Source organism: Microbacterium pollutisoli (assembly GCF_053586795.1).
In genome coordinates this window covers 658,780-680,157 of the sequence record NZ_JBNYWT010000001.1, presented here as the reverse complement: position 1 = coordinate 680,157, position 21,378 = coordinate 658,780, and the positions used below count along the sequence as shown (strand labels likewise).

The following is a 21,378-nucleotide window of genomic DNA, read 5'->3' as shown; positions in this document are numbered from 1 at the left end:
ACACTCAACGGCATGAGCACGCCACTGGACCGCCCTGATCAGGGCGGCACCACCACCCTCGACCGCGAGCTCGAAGAGCTCCTGCGCGAGGAGAACATCGAGCCGGGTGACCACGAGCGCTTCTCGCACTACGTCAAGAAGGACAAGATCCTCGAGTCGGCGATCACCGGCAAGCCGGTGCGTGCACTGTGCGGCAAGAAGTGGACGCCGGGACGCGACCCCGAGAAGTTCCCGGTGTGCCCCACCTGCAAGGAGATCTACGACTCGATGATGGCCTGACCGGACACGGCGGCGTCGACGAAGACCGTCGGCAGCGCCGGGTCGGAGCGGCTGAGCGCGAGCGCCTGCACCGGCAGCTCCTCGCGCACCCGGAGGTGATGGGCGCGGGCGGCGGCGACGCCCTCGACGCCGAGGGCACCGGCATCCAGTTCGCCGTGGTCGACGATCGTCACCTGCAGCGCGCGGGCGTCGGGGTGGTCGGCGGCGTCGGGCAGCGTCTCGAACCCGTCCGCGACGACGATCAGCTCGCTGGTGGCGGTGCCGTGGTCGAGCGTGCGGAAACCGGCCTTGCGCCCGCCCCGGCTCGCCTTGTCCGTGGAATGCTTGGCCACCGCGACCCACGACCCGTCCGCCGCCTCGCGGGCGACGAGCTTGTAGACCATGCCGGCGGTGGGGGCGCCCGATCCGGTGACCACCGACGTGCCGACCCCGTAGGAGTCGACGGGTGAGGCCGCCAGCGCCGCGATGGAGAACTCGTCCAGATCGCTGGTGACCGTGATCTGCGTCCCGGTCGCGCCGAGCTCGTCGAGCTGCGCGCGCACCTGTGCGGCGACCGTCGGCAGGTCGCCGGAGTCGATGCGCACCCCGCCCAGTCCGGTGCCGGCGACCGCGATCGCGGTGGCGACGCCCTGCTCGATGCCGTAGGTGTCGACCAGCAGGGTGGTCTGCAGCCCCAGAGCCTCCACCTGCGACCGGAACGCGGCCTCCTCGCTGTCATGCAGCAGGGTCCACGAATGCGCGGCCGTGCCCATGGTCGGCACCCCCCAGCGGCGACCCGCCTCGAGATTGCTGGTCGCCCCGAACCCGGCGATGTAGGCGGCGCGGGCCGCCGCGACGGCCGAGCGCTCGGCCGCGCGCCGGGAACCCATCTCGGCCAGCGGCCGATCTCCGGCGGCGATGCTCATGCGGGCAGCCGCGTTCGCCACGGCGGAGTCGTGGTTGAGGATGCTGAGCGCCAGAGTCTCCAGGATCACCGCTTCGGCGAAGGTGCCCTCGACGGTGAGGATCGGGGAGCCCGGGAAGTACAGCTCGCCCTCGCGGTAGGCGGTGATGGTGCCGGTGAACCGGTAGCCCTCCAGGAAGGCGAGGGTCTCGACCCCGACCACCCGCTTGTCGCGCAGGAAGCGCAGCTCGTCGTCCCCGAAGCGGAACGCGCGCAGCTCCTCCAGGAGCCGGCCGGTGCCGGCGACGACCCCGAACCGGCGGGCGCCGGGCAGGCGACGCGCGAACAGCTCGAAGATGCATCGACGCCCGGCCGTGCCGTCCCGCAGCGCGGCATCGATCATCGTCAACTCATACCGGTCGGTCAGCAGGGCAGTGCTGGGCGCGTCGCTCATGCGATCAGCGTACTGACCCCGGGGTAGGCTGGAGCACCGTGGATGATGCGCCGATCGGGATCTTCGACTCCGGGGTCGGTGGACTCACCGTCGCACGCGCGATCTCGCAGCTGCTGCCGCGCGAGTCGATCACCTACATCGGGGACACCGCCCATTCGCCGTACGGTCCCAAGCCCATCGCCGACGTCCGCCGCTACGGGCTCGAGGTGCTCGACACCCTTGTCGACCAGGGCGTGAAGATGCTCGTGATCGCGTGCAACACCGCATCGGCGGCCCTGCTGCGCGACGCGCGGGAGCGCTATTCGGTGCCGGTCGTCGAGGTCATCGGCCCGGCCGTGCGCACCGCGATGTCGACGACCCGCAACGGCCGCATCGGGGTCATCGGCACAGCCGGCACGATCGGCTCCGGGGTCTATCAGGACATGCTCGGGGTCAACGAGAAGCTCACCGTGTTCGCGCAGGCCTGCCCCCGCTTCGTCGAGTTCGTCGAGGCCGGTGTCACCGGGTCATCCGAAGTGCTCGCCGTCGCCGAGGAGTACCTGTCGCCGCTGCGTCATGCGGGGGTGGACACCCTCGTGCTGGGCTGCACCCACTATCCGTTCCTCGAGGGCGCCATCAGCTACGTCATGGGCCCCGATGTCTCGCTCGTGTCCAGCGACACCGAGACCGCGAAGGACGTGTACCGCCAGCTGGTCTCGCGCGACCTTCTCGCCGGGGCCGACGCCACCGCCACCCACGAGTACGAGGCCACCGGCGACTCGGCCGCTGAGTTCCTCGCCCTCGCCGACCGCCTCATAGGCCGCGGCGTGGACGCCGTGCGCCTGGTGCAGACCGGCGCCATCGACCTACCGAAGGGAATCACGCCATGACCGACATCACCCGTGCCGACGGTCGCGCCGCCGACCAGCTGCGCCCCGTCACGATCGAGCGCAACTGGAGCGCGCAGGCCGAAGGGTCGGCGCTGATCTCGTTCGGCGGCACGAAGGTGCTGTGCACCGCGTCGTTCACCGGCGGCGTGCCGCGCTGGCTGACCGGCAAGGGCAAGGGGTGGGTCACCGCCGAATACGCGATGCTGCCGCGGGCGACCAACACCCGCAACGACCGCGAGTCGATCAAGGGGCGGGTCGGCGGCCGCACCCACGAGATCTCGCGTCTCATCGGACGCGCACTGCGGGCCGTCGTCGACACCAAGGCGCTGGGGGAGAACACCATCGTCATCGACTGCGACGTGCTGCAGGCCGACGGCGGCACCCGCACCGCGGCGATCACCGGCGCCTATGTCGCCCTCGCCGACGCGATCGAGTGGGGCCGGGGCCGCGGGCACATCGGCAAGAACTCCCGCGTGCTCATCGACTCCGTGTCCGCCGTGTCGGTCGGCATCGTCGACCAGACCCCGCTGCTCGACCTGGCCTACGTCGAAGACGTGCGTGCCGAGACCGACATGAACCTCGTCGTGACCGGCCGCGGCCTGTTCGTCGAGGTGCAGGGCACCGCGGAGGGCGCGCCGTTCGACAAGCGCGAGCTCAACGCGCTGCTCGAACTGGGCCTGGGCGGGTGCGCGACCCTGCGCGACCTGCAGACCGCCGCGCTGGAGGCCTGACGCGATGGCCTCGCGGATCGTCCTGGCCACCCACAACCCGCACAAGGTGGCCGAGTTCGGCCAGATCGTCGCCGCCGCCCGCCCCGACCTCGAGGTGATCGGCTACGACGGTCCCGAGCCGGTCGAGGACGGCGTGACCTTCGCGCAGAACGCGCTGATCAAAGCGCGGGCCGCCGCGGCCCACACCGGTCTGCCGGCGCTGGCCGACGACTCCGGCATCCGCGTGGACGTGCTCGGCGGTGCGCCCGGGGTGTTCTCGGCCTACTGGGCCGGGCACCGCAAGGACGACCGCGCCAACCTCGAACTGCTGCTGGATCAGCTCAGCGACATCGCCGACCCGCACCGCGGCGCGCAGTTCGTCTCGACGATCGCACTGGTGGTGCCCGGGGGCGCCGAGCACACCGTCGAGGGCGTGTGGCCGGGCCGGCTGGCTGTGGCGCCGGCCGGTGAGAACGGCTTCGGGTACGATCCGATCTTCATCCCGGACGGCCAGTCCGGTCCCGAGCGCACGTCCGCGGAGTTCACGCCGGCCGAGAAGAACGCCGCCTCCCACCGTGCCCGTGCCTTCACCGCGCTGGTGCCGCTGCTGGCCCATTTGGACTGATAACCAGGATCATTCCCGACTGGCCGGATCGGGCCGCTGTCACGTCCGCGGCATCGTAGCCTCGAAGCATGCACGATCATGCGCCCACCGGCATCCGCGCGGCGAGCCATCGCCGGCTGCTGGCGATGTCTCTGGCGCTGACGGTCACCGTCATGATCGTGCAGGTCGTCGGTGCGGCGCTGTCAGGGTCGCTGGCGCTGCTGGCGGACGCCGCGCACATGTTCACCGACAGCTCGGCGCTCGTGATCGCGCTGATCGCCGGGGCCGTCGCGGCGCGGCCGCCCGACGCGCGCAACACCTACGGCTACCAGCGTGCGGAGGTGTTCGGGGCGCTGCTGAACGCCCTGATCCTCATCGTGCTGTGCACGGTCATCGTCGTCGAAGGGCTCGGACGGCTCCTCGACCCCGGCGAGGTCGAGGTCGCCGGCGGCCTCATGCTCGTCGTGGCCGTGGTCGGCATGATCGCCAACGCCGTCTCGCTCTACCTGCTCAGCGCGGCGCAGCGCACGAGCATCAACGTGCGCGGCGCCTATCTCGAGGTGCTCGGCGACCTCATCGGCTCGGCCGTCGTCATCGTCGCGGCGATCGTCATCGCCGTCACCGGGTGGATGCCGGCGGACGCACTGGCATCGCTGGTCATCGCCGTGATGATCGTGCCCCGGGCGGTCACCCTGTTGCGTGAGGTCGTGTCGGTGCTGGCCGAACGGGCGCCGCACGGCACCGACGTCGGGCAGATCCGCGCCCACATCCTCGGAGCCGACGGGGTCGTCGACGTGCACGACATCCACGTGTGGCAGCTCACCCGGGGAGCACCGGTGTTCACCGCGCACGTCGTCGTCGACGACGCGGTGTTCGCGCAGGGGCGCACCGCGGACGTGCTGGGAGAGCTGCAGGGGTGCCTGGCGGCGCACTTCGACGTAGAGCACTCGACCTTCCAGCTGGAGCCGGCCGGGCACAGCGACCACCACGCGCACGATTGAGCGGGCTCAGCCCTCCCGTCGCACGTCGGCGGGGTCCACATCACCGCGCAGCCCGCGCCACCGGGCGTGGCGCAGCGTGCCGCCGGGGGTGAACTCGCCGAACTCGACCTCGCCGACCAGCTCGGGCCGCACCCAGTGGGCGTCGCCGGCGTCCGCGGCCGGCACCCCGGCGAACGGGTTGGTCTCGGAGCGCAGCGGATCGAGCAGCGCCTGCAGCCGGCGCAGCGCCGCCTCGGAGAACCCCGAACCCACCCGGCCCACGTACTCGAGCCCGTCGGCTCCGGGGATGCCCACCAGCAGAGAGCCGATCGAGCCCGTCCGTCCGCCCTTGCCGGGCCGGATACCACCGATCACGACCGACTGCGTCTGCGTCAGCTTCACCTTCAGCCACTGCTCGCTGCGGATGCCGGGGCGATAGCGCGATCGGGGATCCTTCACGACCACGCCCTCGAGGCGCAGCTCCCGCGCGGCCGCCAGCGCGGCATCCAGATCGTCGGTGACCGGGGGCACCGTCAGCGGTGCGCTCGCGTCGGCGGTGACCTCCTCGAGGCGGGTGCGCCGCTGCGCCAGCGGCCGGTCCGTGAGGTCCACGTCGCCGACGGCGAGCAGGTCGAACACGAAAAAGGCGACCGGCACCCGGCCGGCTTCGCGGGTCACCTCGCGAGGGTCGGTCAGGTGCATGCGCCGCTGCAGGCGGTGGAAGCTGGGGCGGCCCGCCTCATCCAGCGCGACGATCTCGCCGTCGAGCACGGCGGGGGCCGACCCGAGACCCAGGTCGACGTCGCCGGTCAGTTCGGGGTAGCGCGCCGTGATATCGGTGCCGCTGCGGGCCCGCAGCCGCAACCGGCGGCCGTCCCACATCCCCAGCGCCCGCACGCCGTCCCACTTGAACTCGACCCACGGTGTGCCTCCCCAGCGCGCGGCGGCCCGGGCGGCCTGGTCGGGGGTCGCGTTCGTCGACAGCATCGCGGCCGGCGCCGCGTCCAGAGGGGCGACACGTGCGCCCGGGTCCGACCGCCCCGCACGCGTGCCCGGGTCCGCACGCCCGGGGCGCGCCTTCGGGCGGGCGGCGGGGGCACCGGCATCCTTCATGCGGTGTAGCAGCCACTGCGACTTCTCGCCGGCGCCGGACGTGCGGATCAGCGCCAGGCGCACTTCTCCCAGCGGCCCGCCGCTGCGCCCGGTGAGCGTGAAGATCACCTCGTCGTCGCGCCACTTCTCGGCGGCGTAGGTGCCGGTGTCCCAGATGGTCATGGTGCCGGCGCCGTACTCGCCCGCGGGGATCTCGCCGGCGAAGTCGAGGTACTCCAGCGGGTGGGGCTCGGTCATGACCGCGAGATGGTTGCGGTCGGGGGAGTCGGGGATGCCGCGGGGCACCGCCCAGCTGACCAGCACCCCGTCGCGCTCCAGCCGCAGATCCCAGTGCAGCCGCCGGGCGTGATGCTCCTGGATCACGAAGCGGGTGCCGGTGCCGTCGGCGGCGGCCGGGGAGACGGGCATGGGCTCGGGTGTGCGTCCGGGGGCGCGTTTGGCCAGGTACACGCTCAGTGCCGTGCTGCCCGGCGCGGGCGGCGCGAGCGGTGCCAGCAGGTCCCCGAGCTCATCGGCCCGGGTGAGCATCTCGTCGAACTCCAGGTGACGCAGGTCAGGGTCGGCGAGCTCCTCCCAGGTGCGGGGCGCGGCCACCGTGGGGCGGGTGCGGCCGCGCAGCGAGTACGGCGCGATCGTCGTCTTCGACCCGTTGTTCTGGCTCCAGTCGAGGAACACCTTGCCGCCACGCAGGCCCTTCGACATCTGACTGACCACCAGATCGGGATGGTCGGCCTCGAGCAGGCGGGCGAGCTCCTTCGCGAACGCGGAGATCTGATCGCTGGTCTGCGTGCCGTCGAGGTGCGCGTACAGGTGGATGCCCTTGCTGCCGCTGGTGACCGGGAACGGCGTCATGCCGACGTCGGTGAGGATCGGGCGGGCCCACCGGGCCACCTCGGCGCACTCGGCCAGGCCCACACCGGGGCCGGGGTCGAGGTCGAGCACCAGCCGGTCGGGGTTCGAGCGCTGCCCATGGGTGTCGAACCGCCACTGCGGCACGTGCAGTTCGAGGCTGGCGACCTGCGCGAGATAGACGAGGGTGGGCAGGTCGTGGACGAGGGGGTACTCCTTCCTGCCGCTGGAGTGCTCGATCGGGCGCCGCGCGACCCAGTCCGGGGCGCCGCGCTCGAGGTCCTTGGCGAAGAACGGGTCGTGGTCCACGCCCTCGGGCCACCGCAGCCGCGTCACCGGCCGCCCCGACAGGTGCGGCAGCAGCAGCGGCGCCATGCGGGTGACGTAATCGATGACCTCGCCCTTGGTGGTGCCGGTGGCCGGGTACAGCACCTTCTCCAGGTTGCTCAGACGCAGGCGGCGCCCTTCGACCGTGACCTGCTGGGTGCCCGCCATGCCGCAAGGCTACTCGGCGGTGAAAATGCAACCCCTGGCCTTGACAGGTGTGACCGGTGTCTACTGGTGTGATGAGAGCGATCTGGAAAGGCGCACTGACCTTCGGTCTGGTCAACGTGCCCGTGAAGGTCTATTCGGCCACCGAAGACCACGACGTGCCGCTGCACCAGGTGCACGCGGCCGACGGGGGACGCATCCGGTACCAGCGGATCTGCGAGATCGACGGCGAGGTGGTGCCGTACTCCGACATCGACAAGGCGTACGACGACGGCGAGCGCACCGTCGTGCTCACCAAGGAGGACCTGGCCTCCCTGCCGTCCGAGCGCAGCCGGGAGATCGAGGTGGTCGAGTTCGTCCCCACCGAGCAGATCGACCTGCTAACCCTCGACCGGGCTTACTACCTCGAGCCGGACTCCGCCTCGCCGAAGGCCTACGTGCTGCTGCGGCGCACCCTCGAACAGACCGACCGCACCGCCGTCGTGCGGTTCTCCCTGCGGCAGAAGACCCGGCTCGCGGCACTGCGCGTGCGCGGCGACGTGCTCGTGCTGCAGACGCTGCTGTGGGCGGACGAGGTGCGCGAGGCGGCGTTCCCGGCGCTGGAGGAGTCGGTCAAGATCTCCGACAAGGAGCTGGAACTGTCGGCATCCCTCGTCGACAGCTTCTCGAGCGACTTCGACCCCGACGAATACACCGACGAGTACCAGCGCGAACTGCGCACGCTCATCGACGCGAAGCTCGAGAAGGGCGACGCGCTCGACACGTCCGACACCTTCGGCGAGCAGGCCGAGGCCGACGGCGGCGGCGAGGTCATCGACCTGATGGCGGCGCTGCGGGCCAGCGTCGAACGCTCGCGCGCGGCACGGGGCGACAAGGATGCCGGGGACGAGGCACCTGCGAAGAAGAAGAAGGCGCCGGCCAAGAAGAAGCCGAAGAAGGCGTCTTAGCCTCCGGCCTGCTCGAGGGCGCGCCGCGCCTTGCGGCGCTCGGCGAGGTAGTGCCAGACGGCGAACAGCACCGTGCCGGCCACGGCGGCCAGCAGGATCAGGTCGATGTACTCCTGCACGAACCACGCCACCGGCGGGATATAGCCGATGACGAAGCCGAGCATGGTGAGGCCGAAGCCCCACAGCACCGCACCGACGAGGTTGTAGAACGTGTAGGTGCGCCAGTTCATGTGGCCGACCCCGGCGGCGACGGGGGCGAAGGTGCGCACGATCGGCACGAATCGCGCCACGATGATCGTGAGCCCGCCGTAGCGCTCGAAGAACATGTTCGTGCGCTCGACGTTGCGGCGGCTGAACAGGCCCGACTCCTTGCGTTCGAACACGGCGGGACCGCCCTTGTGGCCGATCCAGTACCCGACCTCACCGCCGACGAACGCGGCCAGACCGATCAGCAGCGCCACCCACCACACGTTGACCCCGAACACGCCCTGCGGGGCGAAGTCGGTCGAGTGGGACAGGATGCCGGAGATCAGCAGCAGCGTGTCGCCGGGCAGCAGGAAGCCCACCAGCAAGCCGGTCTCGGCGAAGACGATGAAGCAGACGACCAGCAGGGCCCAGGGGCCGGCGGCAGCGATGATCGCTTCGGGATCGAGCCACGGGATGAGGGCGGTGGAGTGCACAGCAGTCCTGTTCGTCGTGTCACGCAAGGGAAAGGGCGCAGCGGAGCAGACGGCCCCAGCCCGTGCGGAAGGTGGGACTTGAACCCACACGCCCGGAGGCACAGGAACCTAAATCCTGCGTGTCTGCCAATTCCACCACTCCCGCGTGAGGTTCAGTCTATGGGCAAGGCCGGGGTCTGCCACGGGGGTTACCCCGACCATCCGCTGTGGATAACTCGCACGCGGGAACCGCGGTCTTTGTCAGGATGCCGGGGTGAGCCTCGCCTACGCTCCCGGATCCGCCGACACGGTCACCCATGCGGTGGCGGCGCGGGTGCGCGACCGGCTGCGTGAGGAGCAGGCCGACCCGTCGCGTGACCGCGAGCGGGCGAGTCAGATCGCGTGGTCGGAGGTGCGCCGGCACAACGACTTCGCCCCGGCCCGCGGGCTCGAGCTCATCGACGATGAGGCCGCGTGCGTGCGCGATGTGCTGGCCGCCGTCGCCGGGTACGGGCCGCTGCAGGCGCTGCTGGACGACCCGACGATCGAGGAGATCTGGATCAACGCGCCCGACCGCGTCTACGTCGCGCGGCAGGGGCGCAGCGAGCGGGCTCCCGTCGTGCTCACCGAAGCCGGGGTCCGCGACCTGGTCGAGCGGATGCTGCACGCCACCGGTCGACGGGTCGATCTCAGCCAGCCGTTCGTCGACGCCTCGCTGCCCGACGGGTCCCGGCTGCACGTGGTCATCCCGGACATCACGCGCGCGCACTGGGCGGTGAACATCCGCAAGTTCCTCCGCTCCCATCGCACACTGGAGGATCTGACCGCAGCCGGGTCGCTGCCCGCCGAGCCGGCCGCGCTCCTGCGCGAGGCGCTCGCCGCCGGGCGCACGGTCGTCGTGTCCGGCGCGACCCACGTGGGCAAGACGACCCTGCTGGCCGCCCTCATCGCCGCGTGCCCGCCGGAGCATCGCATCGTCACGGTGGAGGAGACGTTCGAACTCGCCGTGCAGGCGCCCGACATGGTCGCGTTGCAGGGCCGGCAGCCGAGCCTCGAATGGACCGGCGAGGTGAGCCTGCGGCGCCTGGTCAAGGAGGCGCTGCGCATGCGGCCCGATCGTCTCGTCGTGGGGGAGGTCCGCGACGCCGAGGCGCTCGACCTGCTGCTGGCGCTGAACACCGGCGTTCCGGGTGCCGCCACGATCCACGCGAACTCCGCCGATGAGGCGCTCACCAAGCTCACGGCACTGCCGCTGCTGGCGGGACGCAACATCGACGCCGCCTTCGTGCAGCCGGCCCTCGCAGCGTGCGTCGACCTCGTCGTGCACTGTGCCCGCTCCGCCGACGGCCACCGCTATGTCGCCGAGATCGTCGCGCCGACCGGGCGGGTCGTCGACGGTGTCATCGAGACGCGTCCGCGATGGCGGGCGGGAGCACCGTGACGCTCGTCTGGGGCGTGACCCTCGCCGCCGGCATCCTCTTGACGCTGGCGCCCTGGCTGTGGCCGGCACGCGGCGGCGCGGACCGGCCCCGACGCGAAGCCGTCGCGCAGGGGGTGCTCACGCGGCTGCTGCAGGAGGCGGGCTACGCGCACACCCCCGCGGGCCGTCTGATCGTGATCTCGGCCGGTACTGCGGTGTTCGCCGCCGCCACCGGCTGGCTGCTGACGCAGCTGCCCGCCGTGGTGCTGGTCGCGGTGGGTGTCGGCGCCGCGGCACCGGCCCTGTGGCTGCGGGGCCGGGCACGGCGCCTGCGCCGGATGCGGCGCGCGCTCTGGCCCGATGTGTGTGACCTGCTCATCGCGTCGGTGCGGTCGGGAATGTCCCTACCCGATGCCGTCAGCGCCCTCGCCGAGACCGGTCCGGCACCGCTGCGTCCCGCGTTCACGGCGTTCGCGGGCGACGTGGCCGCCTCGGGGCACTTCGACTCGAGTGCTCTGCGGCTGAAGGCCCGCATGGCCGACCCGGTCGCGGACCGGATCGTGGAGACCCTGCGGATGGCGCGGCAGGTGGGCGGCACCGAACTGACGGCGGTGCTGCGGGCGTTGTCGGCGTCGGTGCGCGCCGACACCAACCTGCGCGCGGAGGTCGAATCCCGGCAGTCCTGGATCCGCGGGGCCGCGGTGCTGGGCGTAGTGGCGCCGTGGATCGTCCTCGTGCTGCTGTCGACGCGGCCCGAAGGCGCGGCCGCGTACACGAGCCCCCAGGGCGTGGCCGTCATCCTCGTCGGCGCCGCCGTGTCGTTCGTCGCCTATCGGGTGATGCTGGGTGTGGGCCGACTTCCCGAACCGCGGCGGTGGTTCGGATGAGCCTGGCCACCATGACCGCGACCGCCCTCATCCTCGGCGGCGCGTTCGCGGCCGGGCTGCTGCTGATCGCACACCGCATCCCGCGCTGGGCGGCCCCCACCCTGAGCCGCCGGATCGCCCCGTACGTGCGCGATGTCGCCGACCCGCGCGGGGTGACGCCCCTGGCGGGCCCGGTCACCTGGGCCGGATGGCGGCGCACCGGCAACCGGATCGCGGCCATCCTGGGCGCGGACGAGGCGCTGACGCGGCGGCTGCAACGCGCCGGACACCGCCCGGACCCGGTCGCCTTCCGCGCGCGGCAGCTGGGCTGGGCGCTGGCAGGTGCCCTGGTGGGCGCGGTGGCCGTCGTCGCGGTGACCCTGGTCGGCCAGGGCTCACCGGTCATGGTGCTGCTACCGCCGCTGCTGGCGGCCGTCGGCGCCGTCGGCTACGACCTGCGGCTCACCTCGGCGGTCCGGCGGCGCACGGCACGCATCGCCGAAGAGCTGCCGACGGTGCTCGAGTTCCTCGCGCTGTGCCTCGCCGCCGGTGAGGGCCTGCGGGATGCGCTGCGCCGGGTGGGGGAGGTGGGCAGCGGTGAGCTCACCCGCGAGGTCCGCCGCGCCGTGCTGGCCACCGGCACCGGCTCGAGTCTCGCCGACGCGCTCGGTGACCTCGCTCGACGCCTCGATGTGCCGGCGCTGTCGCGTGCGACCGATCAGCTCACCGCGGCGATCGAACGCGGCGCGCCGCTCGCGCAGGTGCTGCAGGCGCAGGCGGCTGATGTGCGCGAAGACGCCAAGCGCGACCTCATCGAGCAGGCCGGAAAGAAGGAGATCGCGATGCTGCTGCCGCTCGTGTTCCTCATCCTGCCGCTCTCGGTGGTGTTCGCGGTGTTCCCCGGTGTCGTGATGCTCAGGCTGGGGATCGGATGACCGACCACGAAGGAGGACGACATGATCGAGAACACACGGCGTGCGTGGGCACGCTGGCGGACACGGCTGCACGCCACCGTCGCCGACGAGCGGGGCGACGTGCCCGGCTGGGTGTTGGTCACCCTGATGACGGCAGGACTCGTGGTCATGCTGTGGGCCCTGGCCGGCCCCGCCCTGCAGGGCCTGTTCGACCAGGCGATCCGGAGCGTCGCCGGCTTCTGAACCGGCTCCGCGCCGCGGCCGACGATGAGCGCGGCTCCAGTCCGGTCGAGTTCGTGCTTGTCGGGATCGTGCTCACGGTCCTCACCGTCGCGGTGCTGCAGCTGGGTCTGGCCGTGTATGTCCGCAACATCGTCCACGACGCGGCCGTCGAAGGCGCGTACCGGGCCGCGCTGGCCGACACGACCCTGCCGGACGGCATCGCCCGCACCGAGGAGATCCTCGCCCGGAGCGTCGGCGAGGGCTTCGCGGGGACCGTCTCGGCGCGCGAGACCCGTCGGTTCGGGCACCCTTCCGTCGAAGTCACGGTGCAGGCGACCCTGCCGTTGCTGGGGCTGCTCGGTCCCGCCGCCGGGCTGGAGGTGACCGCCCATGCGCCTGTGGAATCGCTCGGTTGACGATGACAGCGGGTCGGCGTCGCTCGAGTTCATCGTCATCGGGGTCGTGCTGCTGGTGCCCATCGTGTATCTGATCGTCGCGCTCGGGGCGATCCAGGCCGCGGCGCTGGGGGCGGATGCCGGGGCCCGACACCTCGCGCGGGCGATCGCCACCGCACCCGACGCCCGCACGGCCGACGAGCGGGCCGACCGGATCCTCGCCGCGATCGTCGACGAATACGGGCTCGACCCCGACCAGGTGGACGTGGCCGCCACGTGCCGGCCGACCGGCACCGAATGCCCCGAGGCCGGGGCCACCCTGGTCGTCACGGTCGCAGCCTCGGTGCCGTTGCCCCTCGTGCCGCCGGTGTTGGAGCTCGACACGCTCGTGCGCGTGCCCGTCGAGGCGGTGGCGGTGCACAAGGTGTCCCGGTTCTGGGGAGTCGATCAATGACGCGCAGGCCGCCACGCGGCGCCGACGACGAAGGCACGGTGCTGCTGCTCACGCTCGGCTATGTCGTGCTGGCGCTGGTCCTCGTGCTCGTGTGCGCGGATGCGACGAGTCTGTACGTCGCCCAGAAGCGGGCCGACGCCGTCGCCGACGCCGCGGCACTGGCCGGCGCCGACGGATTCGTGCTGTCGACCGACGGCGGGACGGCGACCGCGCTGCTCACCGACGAAGGCGTGCACGCGCAGGCGGCGGATATCGTCGCCTCGTTCCCCGAGGTGCAGCTGGCCGCCGCAAGCACCCCCGACGGGGTGTCCGCCCGGGTCACGGTCGTGACCACCTGGCATCCGCCTGTTCTGACGCTGTTCGTTCCCGACGGCGTCCCGCTGCAGGCGACCGCCACCAGCCGCAACGCCCTCGGGTGACGGGCGTCGGGGGTCGGGGGCTCAGCGCCCGCGCGGGACGAACTGCGGCACCCACCGCCAGAACGCGGCGGCGCCGGCCACGCTGATCAGCCCCATCACGCCCGACGCGAGGGCGAGGGTGCCCAGCGCCGCCACGGCGGAGACCATGAGCGGGGCGAGGGCGCCACCGGCATCCGACAGGGTGCGCCACGAGCCGAGGAACGGCGCCGGGTCGGCCTGCGGTGCCGCGTCGGCGCCCAGGGTCATGAGGATGCCGCTGGACAGGCCGTTGCCGACTCCGAGCACGGCGGCGAACATCGCGAACCACATGTTCGCGTCGGTGACGTCATGGGTCAGCGCCAGACCGCCGAAGCCCGCGCCCATGAGCAGCATGGACGGCAGCGCCGCCCAGAGCCGCCCGAACCGGTCCATCACCTGGCCGCTCGCATAGAACAGCACGAAGTCGAGTGCGCCCGAGACCCCCACCACCAATGCGATCGTCTGCGCGTCGAGCCCGAGCGACACGCCCCACAGTGGCAGCACCACCTGGCGCGCCGAGCGCACCGCCGACAGGCTCGCCGCCGCCAGGCCGAGCCGGGACAGCACCGCCCGGTGCTGCCACATCGTGCGGAACACGCCCGCCCGTTCGAGGGTCGGGATCGAACCGGTGACCGCCTCGCCGGTGTCTTCGGTCAGTCGGGCGTCGACACCGGTGGTGACGGTCGTCTCCGGGTCGGGGCCGAGCAGCACGAGCGCCACCGTCGCCACCAGGCATCCCGCGAAGAACCATGCCGCGGCGTCCTCATCGGCGAACAGCGCGAGCAGCCCCGCGGCCACGAACGGCCCGACGAACATCCCCAGCCGGAACGTGCCGCCCAGGAGGGCGAGCGACCGCGCGCGGAACGCCAGCGGCACCCGGGTGGTCATGAACGAGTGCCGGGCCAGGCCGAACGCGGCCGCACAGAACCCGATGAGGAACACCGCCGCGGCCAGGACGACCACGTGCGGCGCCAGAGCCAGGCCCGCCGCACCGCCCAGGGCGAGCGTGCCGCCCACCGCCATTGTGGGCCGCTCACCCCAGCGGGCCACCGCCCACCCGGCGGGGATGTTGCCGCACAACTGGCCGACGACGAGGAACGACGCCACCAGCGCGGCCATCGGCACATCGGCGCCCAGGCGCGCGGCCAGGCTCGGCAACAGGGGCAGCACGGCCCCCTCGCCGAGGGCGAACAGCAGCGTCGGCCCGTAGATCATCGGGGCGAAACGCCACAGCACCGCACCGATCGGGGTCGGCGGGTCGCTGGAGGTCACCACATCCACGTTAGTCTGGAGTGTCATGCTCGAACTCGATCTCTCCGCCGACATCCAGGCCCTGCGCACCACGTACGCCGACATCAGGGCGGTGGTCGACGTGCCCGCGCTCGAAGCCGAGATCGCCCGACTCAGCGAAGCGGCCGGCGCCCCCGACCTGTGGGACGACCCCGAGCAGGCGCAGAAGGTGACCAGCGCCCTCAGTCACCGCCAGGCCGAGCTCAAGCGCGTCACCGAGGTGGGGCAGCGCCTCGACGACCTCGAGGTGCTGGTGGAGCTGGCGGTCGAGATGGACGACGAGGACTCGGCCGCCGAGGCGCGCGACGAACTCGCCGCCCTCGACAAGACGATCAACCAGCTCGAGGTGCAGACCCTGCTCGACGGCGAGTACGACGACCGCGCCGCCGTCGTGACGATCCGCTCCGGCGCCGGCGGCGATGACGCGACCGACTTCGCCGAGATGCTGCTGCGCATGTACCTGCGCTGGGCCGAGCGGCACAACTACCCGGTCAAGGTCATGGACACCTCCTACGCGGAAGGCGCCGGCATCAAGTCGGCGACGTTCGAGGTCGACGCGCCCTACGCCTACGGCACCCTGTCCGTCGAGGCCGGCACCCACCGCCTCGCCCGCATCAGCCCCTTCGGCTCGGCCGACAAGCGGCAGACCAGCTTCGCCGCCGTCGAGGTCATCCCGGTGATGGAGGAGGCCGTCGAGGTCGAGATCCCCGAGAACGACATCCGCGTCGACGTGTTCCGCTCGTCCGGGCCCGGCGGCCAGTCGGTCAACACCACCGACTCGGCGGTGCGGCTGACCCACATCCCGACCGGCATCGTCGTCTCGATGCAGAACGAGAAGTCGCAGATCCAGAACCGCGCCGCCGCGATGCGCGTGCTGCAGACCCGCCTCCTGTTGCTCAAGAAGGAGGAAGAGGCCGCGAAGAAGAAGGAACTGGCCGGCACCATCACCGCCAGCTGGGGCGACCAGATGCGGTCCTACTTCCTCTACGGCCAGCAGCTGGTCAAAGACCTGCGCACCGGCTACGAAGTCGGCAACCCCGCCTCGGTCTTCGACGGCGACCTCGACGGCCTCATCTCGGCGGGCATCCGCTGGCGCAAGCGCAAGGACGACGAGGACTGACCTCCGCCGGGCAGGGGATGCCGGGGCGCGGGGTGTCGCGCGAGGCGAACGGCGGCGGCCTGCTTAGGCTTACACAGCCATGATCCGGTTCGAACACGTCACCAAGCAGTACCGCGGGACGAGCAAGCCGGCACTGAACGACGTCGACTTCGAAGTGCTGCGCGGGGAGTTCGTCTTCCTCGTGGGCGCCTCGGGCTCGGGAAAGTCCTCGTGCCTGCGCCTCATCCTGCGGGAGGACACCCCCAGCCAGGGTCGGGTGGTCGTGCTCGGGCGCGACCTGCGCACCCTCTCCACCCGCAAGGTGCCGTACTTCCGGCGCCACGTCGGGTCGGTGTTCCAGGACTTCCGGCTGCTGCCGAACAAGACGGTGTTCCAGAACGTCGCCTTCACACTGCAGGTGATCGGCTCCTCGCGCGGGTTCATCCAACAGGCGGTGCCCGAGGTGCTGTCGCTGGTGGGCCTGGAAGGCAAGGAGAAGCGGCTCCCGCACGAGCTGTCCGGTGGTGAGCAGCAGCGTGTCGCCATCGCGCGCGCCCTCGTCAACCGGCCGCAGATCCTGCTGGCCGACGAGCCGACCGGCAACCTCGACCCGGCGACCTCGATCGACATCATGCAGCTGCTGGCGCGCATCAACGCCGGCGGCACCACCGTGGTCATGGCCACCCACGAAGCGGCCTTCGTCGACCAGATGCAGCGCCGCGTGATCGAGCTGCGCGGCGGCGTCATGGTCCGGGACGACCACCACGGCGGCTACGGCGACACGTCGAAACTGCCGACCCTGGCCCCCGCGCAGGAGAAGGGCGCCGCGGCCGTCGCCGCCCTCACCGCGGTGCTCGAGCTGCAGCGGGAGATCGCGCGCGAAGCACCCGACGCCGCCCCGGCGGCCGGCGCCGCCGCACAGAGCCCAGCGCCGGCAACCGATACGCCCGCCCCCGAGGCCCCGCCCGCGGCATCCACCCCCGAGCCGGCCCCCGTGGCCGAGACGCCCGCCGACCGGGCCATCCGCATCGACGCGCCCGACGTCGACCTGGCGGGCCTGGGCCTGAACGGACTGGGCGTCGCCGACCGGCTCGGCCTGGACGGCGACGAGGACGACGAAGTGGGGCCGACCTCATGAGAGTGCGCCTGATCCTTGCCGAGGCCTTGTCGGGGCTGCGGCGCAACGCGTCGATGGTGGTGTCGGTCGTGCTCGTCACGTTCGTGTCGCTGTCGTTCGTGGGTGCGGCGATGCTCATGCAGCTGCAGATCGGCCTGATGCGTGACTACTGGGTCGACCGGGCGCAGGTCGCGCTGTTCATGTGCCGCGCCGACTCGACGGCCACGACCTGCGCCGACGGCGTCGCCACCGAAGAGCAGGTGGCCGCCGTGCAGGAGAAGCTCGACAGCCCCGCGCTGGCCGACATCGTCCGCGACGTGCGGTTCGAGACCCGCGACGAGGCCTACCAGAACGTGCTCGACCTGTACGGCGACGACTACGCCGACTTCATCACGCCCGAGCAGCTGGGGGAGACGTTCTGGGTGAACCTCGTCGACCCCGACCAGACGGAGGTGCTCGGCGAGGCCTTCGGCGGTCAGGACGGGGTCGAGCAGGTCAAGGACCAGATGCAGTACCTCGAACCGCTGTTCTCGGCGCTGACGATCGCGACCTACGTCGCCGTCGGCATCGCCGGTCTCATGCTCGTGGCCGCCGTGCTGCTGATCGGCACGACGATCCGGCTGTCCGCGTTCGCGCGAAGACGCGAGCTGGGCATCATGCGCCTGGTGGGCGCGTCCAACCGGTTCATCCAGACTCCGTTCATCCTGGAGGGGGTGTTCGCCGCGTTCATCGGCTCGCTGCTGGCCAGCGGGGCGATCGTCGCCGGCGTGCACTTCGGGGTGCGCCAGTACCTCAGCGACCGCATCGACTTCGTCACCAGCTGGGTGGGGCCGGCGGATGTCGCCCTGGTCATCCCGCTGATCATCGGCATCGGACTCGTGCTGGCGGCGCTGTCGGCGGGCTTCGCGATCCGCCGCTGGCTGCGCGCGTGAGCCGGCGGCTGGGCTAGACTGGCCTGCTGCCGCATCGCCGCCCGGGCGATCGGTTCGATCGAGGAGAACTGTCATGGTCCGCGAGCGCGGTGAGAAGGTCGTCGCGACCAACCGTCGCGCGCGCCACGAGTACAGCATCGAGAAGACCTACGAGGCGGGCCTGGTGCTCACCGGCACCGAGGTCAAGTCGCTGCGCGAAGGGCGCGCGAACCTCAGCGACGGCTACGCCTATATCGACCGCGGTGAAGCCTTCCTCGACGCGGTGAACATCCCCGAGTACTCGCAGGGGCACTGGACCAACCACGCCGCCAAGCGCACCCGCAAGCTGCTGCTGCACAAGGACGAGATCATCAAGCTGTCGCACGCGATCTCGGCCGGCGGCTACACCCTCGTGCCGCTGAAGCTGTACTTCTCCGACGGGCGGGCCAAGGTCGAGATCGCGGTCGCCAAGGGCAAGCGCGAGTACGAGAAGCGCCAGACGATCCGCGAGCGCGAGGACAAGCGCGAGGCCGAGCGGGCCATGCGCACCCGCAACCGGCTCGGCGAGTAGCCGTCAGGCCGCGGTCACCGCGGCGTCGGCCGTCCGGTCGGTGAACGACTCCTTCGGCACGAACAGCAGCAGCACCGCCGCCACCAGCGCCGTGACGCCGCAGACGATCCAGACGGTGACATAGCCCGCGAACGAGCCGGCCGTGCCGTCGGCGGCCACGCCGGCGCCGGTCGCACCGTGGAACAGGGCGATGCCGAACACGCACGACGCGATCGCACCTCCGACGGTCTTCACCGAGTTCGTAAGCCCCGTCGCCACCCCCGTCTGGGTGGCCGGGGCCGCCGCCGCGGCGGCCGCCGGCAGGGCGGCCACGAGCGCACCCGACCCCAGGCCCACCACGACCATGTTGCCGATGACCTGCGCGTACGCGGTATGGAACGGGAGGAACAGCAGGAATCCGACGCCCACGCACAGCGCGGCGCCGATGAGCGTGATCCTCGGGGTCAGGCGGCGGGACACGACGGGGAACAGCAGGGCGCCGGTGATCATGGCGATCAGATACACGCCGATGATGAGCGACGTCGCGAACCCGCTCGTGCCCAGCCCGTAGCCGTACACGTCCGGATCGGTGCGCGCGAACGTCGACAGCGGCGCCTGTGCGCCCAGCACGCTGACGCCGAACAGGCCGGCGGTGAGGAACACCGGCCCCAGGGCCGGCGACCGGAACATGCGCACGTCGATGAGCGGGTCAGGATGCCGCAGCTCCCACACCGCGAACGGCCACACCAGCAGGAGCCCCAGCGCCACGAGCAGCCACGGCAGCAGGTCGGCGACCCCGTTGAGGCGCAGGAAGCTGAGCCCCCCGGTGAACGCGATCAGGGCCAGGGAGATCAAAACCAGGCCCACCGTGTCCAGCCGCCCGCCGGTCGGTTCCGGCGACTCCTGCACGCCGAACAGCACGACGAAGAAGCAGACCACCACGAGGAGGCCGGGGATGAGCAGGACGATCCACAGCGGCAGCACGTCCACCAGCGCCCCGCCGGCCAGCGCGCCGGAGATCGCACCCAGCTCGAGCGCCGCCACCAGCAGCCCCGCCGCGCGGGCGGTGATCGCGGCGCGCCCGGTCATACGGCGCGACCGCGACCAGATCAGGGCGATCTCCAGCGGCAGCCACACGACGTAGAACCCCTGCAGGGCCCAGGCGACCAGGAACACCGCGAACGAGTCGGTGAACGGCAGCGCGAGCGAGGCGGCGGCGGTCAGCGCCGTCGACACCAGCAGGATGCGCTTGTGTCCGACCATGTCGCCGAGCTTGGCCAGCGCGGGCACCACGAGCGCGGAGAGCATCAGCTGCGTGCCCTCGAGCCAGTTCACGTCGGCGTCGTGGATGCCGAGGTGCCGGGCGACGTCGGTGAGCATCGGGGTGTACCAACCCTGCAGCACACCACTGGTGAACTCGACGAAGGCGAGGAAGCCGACGACGCCGGCGAGCGTCCCCAGCGTGGCGCGAGCGGACATCGTGCTCCTTGCAGGCGATTCGGGTGGGATCACTGTAGCCGCTGCAGCAGCGCGCGGTGGAATCGCTCGCCGCGTTCCAGCTCGCTGATCTCCACCCGCTCGTCGACGCCATGGATGGCGGCGCGCTGGGCGGCGGACATCGCCAGCGGCGCGAAGCGGAACACCGCGGGGGAGAACCGGTGGAAGTGCCGCGAGTCGGTGGCCGCCATCATCACGTAGGGCACGGCGATCGCCTCGGGGTGGGAGGCCGTCAGCGCGTCGCGCAGCAGCGCGAACTGCGCGGAGTCGACCGCGGACTCGGGGGACGGGTCGCTGCCCTCGAGCAGCTCGACGGTGACCTGCGCGTCGTCGATGCGGCGCCGCACGCGGGCGACGGTACCGGCGACCGTGTCGCCGAGCGCGATCCGCAGATTCAGGATCGCGCTGGCCTGTGAGGGCAGGACGTTCGCCGCAGTGCCGCCGGCGGACATGGTCGCCGCCACCGTGGTGCGCACCATCGCCGCCGGTTCGCCGCCCAGTGCGGCGAAGAGGCGCGCGGTCAGCGGGGGGACCGTGGCGAGCAGCCGATACAGCAGCTTGGCCGGCCCCGTGGTGCGGGCGGTGAACATGTCGAGCATGCGGGTGACGGCGGCGGGCGCCCGCGCCGGGAAGGTGCCGGGCGTGAGCCGGCCCACGGCACGGGCGACGCGCCCGACCGCGGTGAGGGCCGGCGGTGTCGAGGCGTGGCCGCCGTCACCGCGGGCGGCGAGCCGGACCGTGGCCACCCCCTTCTCGCCCACGCCGATCATGGCGGCCGTGCCGGTGACGAAGGGGAGCGGCGCATCGACCACGGCGCCGCCCTCGTCGAGCACGAGCCACGGGACGATGCCTCGTTCGTGCAGGTGCTCGGCGATCCGCCGTGCCGCGCCGCCGTAGGTCTCCTCGTTGCCGCCGAACGACAGGTACACGTCGCGCGGGGGCGTGAACCCGGCCGCCAGCAGGTTCTCGACGGCCTCGATCGTCACGATCAGCGGGCCCTTGTCGTCGAGCGCCCCGCGCCCGTATACCCAGCCGTCGGCGACGACGCCGGCGAACGGCGGGTGCGACCACGCGTCGGACTCGTCGACGGGCACGACGTCGTAGTGGGCCATGAGCACGACCGGTGCGGCGGTGGGGTCGGCGCCCGGCCAGCGGTAAAGCAGGCCGAGATCGGTGATGCGCTCCCGCTCGAGGTGCGTGTGGACCAGGGGGTACAGCTCGCCCAGGAGCGCCACGAACTCCTCGAACGGCGCCATGCCGCGGCTGTCCAGCTCAGCTGACACCGTCGGCAGCGAGATCATGCGGGAGAGCCGGTCGGCGATGCCCGGACGGACGACGGGAGCGGCGGGTGAGGTGCTGAGGCTCAT

Annotated in this window: 23 protein-coding genes and 1 tRNA gene; 17 read left to right on the top strand and 7 right to left on the bottom strand. The window is 71.8% G+C overall.

Translation table 11 applies throughout. From position 1 onward, the window contains the following. The first annotated feature begins 12 nt into the window (after positions 1-12). Positions 13-279, top strand: a complete 267-nt coding sequence (locus ACQ143_RS03345; RefSeq protein WP_449569288.1) for a DUF3039 domain-containing protein — start codon at positions 13-15, stop codon at positions 277-279. Here the strand turns inward: ACQ143_RS03345 and ACQ143_RS03340 are convergent. Continuing rightward, entirely contained in the window at positions 258-1,616 is a 1,359-nt protein-coding gene (locus ACQ143_RS03340; RefSeq protein ID WP_449569287.1) for a nicotinate phosphoribosyltransferase, read from the bottom strand. The two genes, ACQ143_RS03345 and ACQ143_RS03340, sit on opposite strands and share 22 nt — an antisense overlap. 38 nt (positions 1,617-1,654) lie before the next feature. Here ACQ143_RS03340 and murI point away from each other — a divergent pair, with 38 nt between their 5' ends. From murI to ACQ143_RS03320, 4 genes are all read left to right on the top strand, one after another. Next, the gene (gene murI / locus ACQ143_RS03335; protein ID WP_449569286.1) at positions 1,655-2,485 is read left to right on the top strand and encodes a glutamate racemase; all 831 of its coding nucleotides are present in this window, start codon (positions 1,655-1,657) and stop codon (positions 2,483-2,485) included. Continuing rightward, on the top strand, positions 2,482-3,216 hold the full coding sequence (rph, locus tag ACQ143_RS03330) for a ribonuclease PH (RefSeq protein WP_449569285.1): 735 nt from the start codon (positions 2,482-2,484) through the stop codon (positions 3,214-3,216). Before murI ends, rph begins: the two co-directional genes overlap by 4 nt. A gap of 4 nt (positions 3,217-3,220) precedes the next feature. Beyond that, on the top strand, positions 3,221-3,820 hold the full coding sequence (rdgB, locus tag ACQ143_RS03325; protein ID WP_449569284.1) for an RdgB/HAM1 family non-canonical purine NTP pyrophosphatase: 600 nt from the start codon (positions 3,221-3,223) through the stop codon (positions 3,818-3,820). A gap of 68 nt (positions 3,821-3,888) precedes the next feature. Then, positions 3,889-4,800 carry a cation diffusion facilitator family transporter gene (locus ACQ143_RS03320; protein WP_449569283.1) on the top strand — a complete coding sequence of 304 codons (912 nt, stop codon included), beginning with the start codon at positions 3,889-3,891 and terminating at the stop codon, positions 4,798-4,800. A 6-nt stretch (positions 4,801-4,806) separates the two neighbouring features. Here ACQ143_RS03320 and ACQ143_RS03315 read toward each other — a convergent pair whose 3' ends face one another. Next, a complete protein-coding gene (locus tag ACQ143_RS03315) occupies positions 4,807-7,236 on the bottom strand; it encodes an ATP-dependent DNA ligase (RefSeq protein WP_449569282.1) in 2,430 nt (809 codons plus the stop codon). A gap of 71 nt (positions 7,237-7,307) precedes the next feature. Between ACQ143_RS03315 and ku the strand changes: the two genes are divergently transcribed. Then, positions 7,308-8,180: a non-homologous end joining protein Ku gene (ku, locus tag ACQ143_RS03310; RefSeq protein ID WP_449569281.1), complete on the top strand. Its 873-nt coding sequence runs from the start codon at positions 7,308-7,310 to the stop codon at positions 8,178-8,180. Here the strand turns inward: ku and ACQ143_RS03305 are convergent. Both ACQ143_RS03305 and ACQ143_RS03300 read right to left on the bottom strand, forming a co-directional pair. Further along, complete coding sequence (locus ACQ143_RS03305; RefSeq protein ID WP_449569280.1) at positions 8,177-8,860, bottom strand: DedA family protein; 684 nt, start codon at positions 8,858-8,860, stop codon at positions 8,177-8,179. The genes ku and ACQ143_RS03305 overlap by 4 nt on opposite strands. A gap of 63 nt (positions 8,861-8,923) precedes the next feature. Then, positions 8,924-9,005 (bottom strand) — tRNA-Leu (locus ACQ143_RS03300). A gap of 108 nt (positions 9,006-9,113) precedes the next feature. Between ACQ143_RS03300 and ACQ143_RS03295 the strand changes: the two genes are divergently transcribed. The 7 genes from ACQ143_RS03295 to ACQ143_RS03265 are packed head-to-tail and all read left to right on the top strand — an operon-like array spanning position 9,114 to position 13,529. Beyond that, positions 9,114-10,280 (top strand): CpaF family protein, encoded by a 1,167-nt coding sequence (locus tag ACQ143_RS03295; protein WP_449569279.1) that lies wholly within the window; start codon positions 9,114-9,116, stop codon positions 10,278-10,280. After that, on the top strand, positions 10,277-11,146 hold the full coding sequence (locus ACQ143_RS03290; RefSeq protein WP_449569576.1) for a type II secretion system F family protein: 870 nt from the start codon (positions 10,277-10,279) through the stop codon (positions 11,144-11,146). Before ACQ143_RS03295 ends, ACQ143_RS03290 begins: the two co-directional genes overlap by 4 nt. Before the next feature lie 11 nt (positions 11,147-11,157). Then, positions 11,158-12,060, top strand: a complete 903-nt coding sequence (locus ACQ143_RS03285; protein WP_449569278.1) for a type II secretion system F family protein — start codon at positions 11,158-11,160, stop codon at positions 12,058-12,060. 21 nt (positions 12,061-12,081) lie between these two features. After that, positions 12,082-12,282, top strand: coding sequence for a hypothetical protein (locus ACQ143_RS03280; RefSeq protein WP_449569277.1), 201 nt, complete (start codon positions 12,082-12,084; stop codon positions 12,280-12,282). Positions 12,283-12,335: 53 nt separating this feature from the next. Continuing rightward, the gene (locus ACQ143_RS03275; protein ID WP_449569276.1) at positions 12,336-12,677 is read left to right on the top strand and encodes a TadE/TadG family type IV pilus assembly protein; all 342 of its coding nucleotides are present in this window, start codon (positions 12,336-12,338) and stop codon (positions 12,675-12,677) included. Further along, the gene (locus tag ACQ143_RS03270; protein ID WP_449569275.1) at positions 12,652-13,110 is read left to right on the top strand and encodes a TadE family protein; all 459 of its coding nucleotides are present in this window, start codon (positions 12,652-12,654) and stop codon (positions 13,108-13,110) included. Before ACQ143_RS03275 ends, ACQ143_RS03270 begins: the two co-directional genes overlap by 26 nt. Further along, positions 13,107-13,529: a pilus assembly protein TadG-related protein gene (locus ACQ143_RS03265; protein ID WP_449569274.1), complete on the top strand. Its 423-nt coding sequence runs from the start codon at positions 13,107-13,109 to the stop codon at positions 13,527-13,529. The genes ACQ143_RS03270 and ACQ143_RS03265 overlap by 4 nt, the downstream gene beginning before the upstream one ends. A 21-nt stretch (positions 13,530-13,550) precedes the next feature. Here ACQ143_RS03265 and ACQ143_RS03260 read toward each other — a convergent pair whose 3' ends face one another. Beyond that, entirely contained in the window at positions 13,551-14,762 is a 1,212-nt protein-coding gene (locus ACQ143_RS03260) for an MFS transporter (RefSeq protein WP_449569575.1), read from the bottom strand. 82 nt (positions 14,763-14,844) lie between these two features. Here ACQ143_RS03260 and prfB point away from each other — a divergent pair, with 82 nt between their 5' ends. The 4 genes from prfB (at position 14,845) to smpB (ending at position 18,535) form a co-directional block, all read left to right on the top strand. Next, entirely contained in the window at positions 14,845-15,957 is a 1,113-nt protein-coding gene (gene prfB / locus ACQ143_RS03255; protein WP_449569273.1) for a peptide chain release factor 2, read from the top strand. 79 nt (positions 15,958-16,036) lie between these two features. Then, a complete protein-coding gene (gene ftsE / locus ACQ143_RS03250) occupies positions 16,037-17,074 on the top strand; it encodes a cell division ATP-binding protein FtsE (protein WP_449569272.1) in 1,038 nt (345 codons plus the stop codon). After that, positions 17,071-17,985: a permease-like cell division protein FtsX gene (gene ftsX, locus ACQ143_RS03245; protein WP_449569271.1), complete on the top strand. Its 915-nt coding sequence runs from the start codon at positions 17,071-17,073 to the stop codon at positions 17,983-17,985. The genes ftsE and ftsX overlap by 4 nt, the downstream gene beginning before the upstream one ends. A gap of 73 nt (positions 17,986-18,058) precedes the next feature. Then, entirely contained in the window at positions 18,059-18,535 is a 477-nt protein-coding gene (gene smpB, locus ACQ143_RS03240) for an SsrA-binding protein SmpB (protein WP_449569270.1), read from the top strand. 3 nt (positions 18,536-18,538) lie between these two features. Here smpB and ACQ143_RS03235 read toward each other — a convergent pair whose 3' ends face one another. Both ACQ143_RS03235 and ACQ143_RS03230 read right to left on the bottom strand, forming a co-directional pair. Beyond that, on the bottom strand, positions 18,539-19,993 hold the full coding sequence (locus ACQ143_RS03235; protein WP_449569269.1) for an MFS transporter: 1,455 nt from the start codon (positions 19,991-19,993) through the stop codon (positions 18,539-18,541). A gap of 29 nt (positions 19,994-20,022) precedes the next feature. Further along, positions 20,023-21,378, bottom strand: a complete 1,356-nt coding sequence (locus ACQ143_RS03230) for a M20/M25/M40 family metallo-hydrolase (RefSeq protein WP_449569268.1) — start codon at positions 21,376-21,378, stop codon at positions 20,023-20,025.

Coding starts and splice junctions, on each gene's coding strand:
- ACQ143_RS03345 (WP_449569288.1), top strand. CDS start 13: ATGAGCACGCCACTGGACCGCCCTGATCAGGGCGGCACCACCACCCTC.
- ACQ143_RS03340 (WP_449569287.1), bottom strand. CDS start 1,616: ATGAGCGACGCGCCCAGCACTGCCCTGCTGACCGACCGGTATGAGTTG.
- rph (WP_449569285.1), top strand. CDS start 2,482: ATGACCGACATCACCCGTGCCGACGGTCGCGCCGCCGACCAGCTGCGC.
- rdgB (WP_449569284.1), top strand. CDS start 3,221: ATGGCCTCGCGGATCGTCCTGGCCACCCACAACCCGCACAAGGTGGCC.
- ACQ143_RS03320 (WP_449569283.1), top strand. CDS start 3,889: ATGCACGATCATGCGCCCACCGGCATCCGCGCGGCGAGCCATCGCCGG.
- ACQ143_RS03315 (WP_449569282.1), bottom strand. CDS start 7,236: ATGGCGGGCACCCAGCAGGTCACGGTCGAAGGGCGCCGCCTGCGTCTG.
- ku (WP_449569281.1), top strand. CDS start 7,308: ATGAGAGCGATCTGGAAAGGCGCACTGACCTTCGGTCTGGTCAACGTG.
- ACQ143_RS03285 (WP_449569278.1), top strand. CDS start 11,158: ATGACCGCGACCGCCCTCATCCTCGGCGGCGCGTTCGCGGCCGGGCTG.
- ACQ143_RS03280 (WP_449569277.1), top strand. CDS start 12,082: ATGATCGAGAACACACGGCGTGCGTGGGCACGCTGGCGGACACGGCTG.
- ACQ143_RS03270 (WP_449569275.1), top strand. CDS start 12,652: ATGCGCCTGTGGAATCGCTCGGTTGACGATGACAGCGGGTCGGCGTCG.
- ACQ143_RS03265 (WP_449569274.1), top strand. CDS start 13,107: ATGACGCGCAGGCCGCCACGCGGCGCCGACGACGAAGGCACGGTGCTG.
- ACQ143_RS03260 (WP_449569575.1), bottom strand. CDS start 14,762: ATGATCTACGGGCCGACGCTGCTGTTCGCCCTCGGCGAGGGGGCCGTG.
- prfB (WP_449569273.1), top strand. CDS start 14,845: ATGCTCGAACTCGATCTCTCCGCCGACATCCAGGCCCTGCGCACCACG.
- ftsE (WP_449569272.1), top strand. CDS start 16,037: ATGATCCGGTTCGAACACGTCACCAAGCAGTACCGCGGGACGAGCAAG.
- ftsX (WP_449569271.1), top strand. CDS start 17,071: ATGAGAGTGCGCCTGATCCTTGCCGAGGCCTTGTCGGGGCTGCGGCGC.
- smpB (WP_449569270.1), top strand. CDS start 18,059: ATGGTCCGCGAGCGCGGTGAGAAGGTCGTCGCGACCAACCGTCGCGCG.
- ACQ143_RS03235 (WP_449569269.1), bottom strand. CDS start 19,993: ATGTCCGCTCGCGCCACGCTGGGGACGCTCGCCGGCGTCGTCGGCTTC.
- ACQ143_RS03230 (WP_449569268.1), bottom strand. CDS start 21,378: ATGAGCCTCAGCACCTCACCCGCCGCTCCCGTCGTCCGTCCGGGCATC.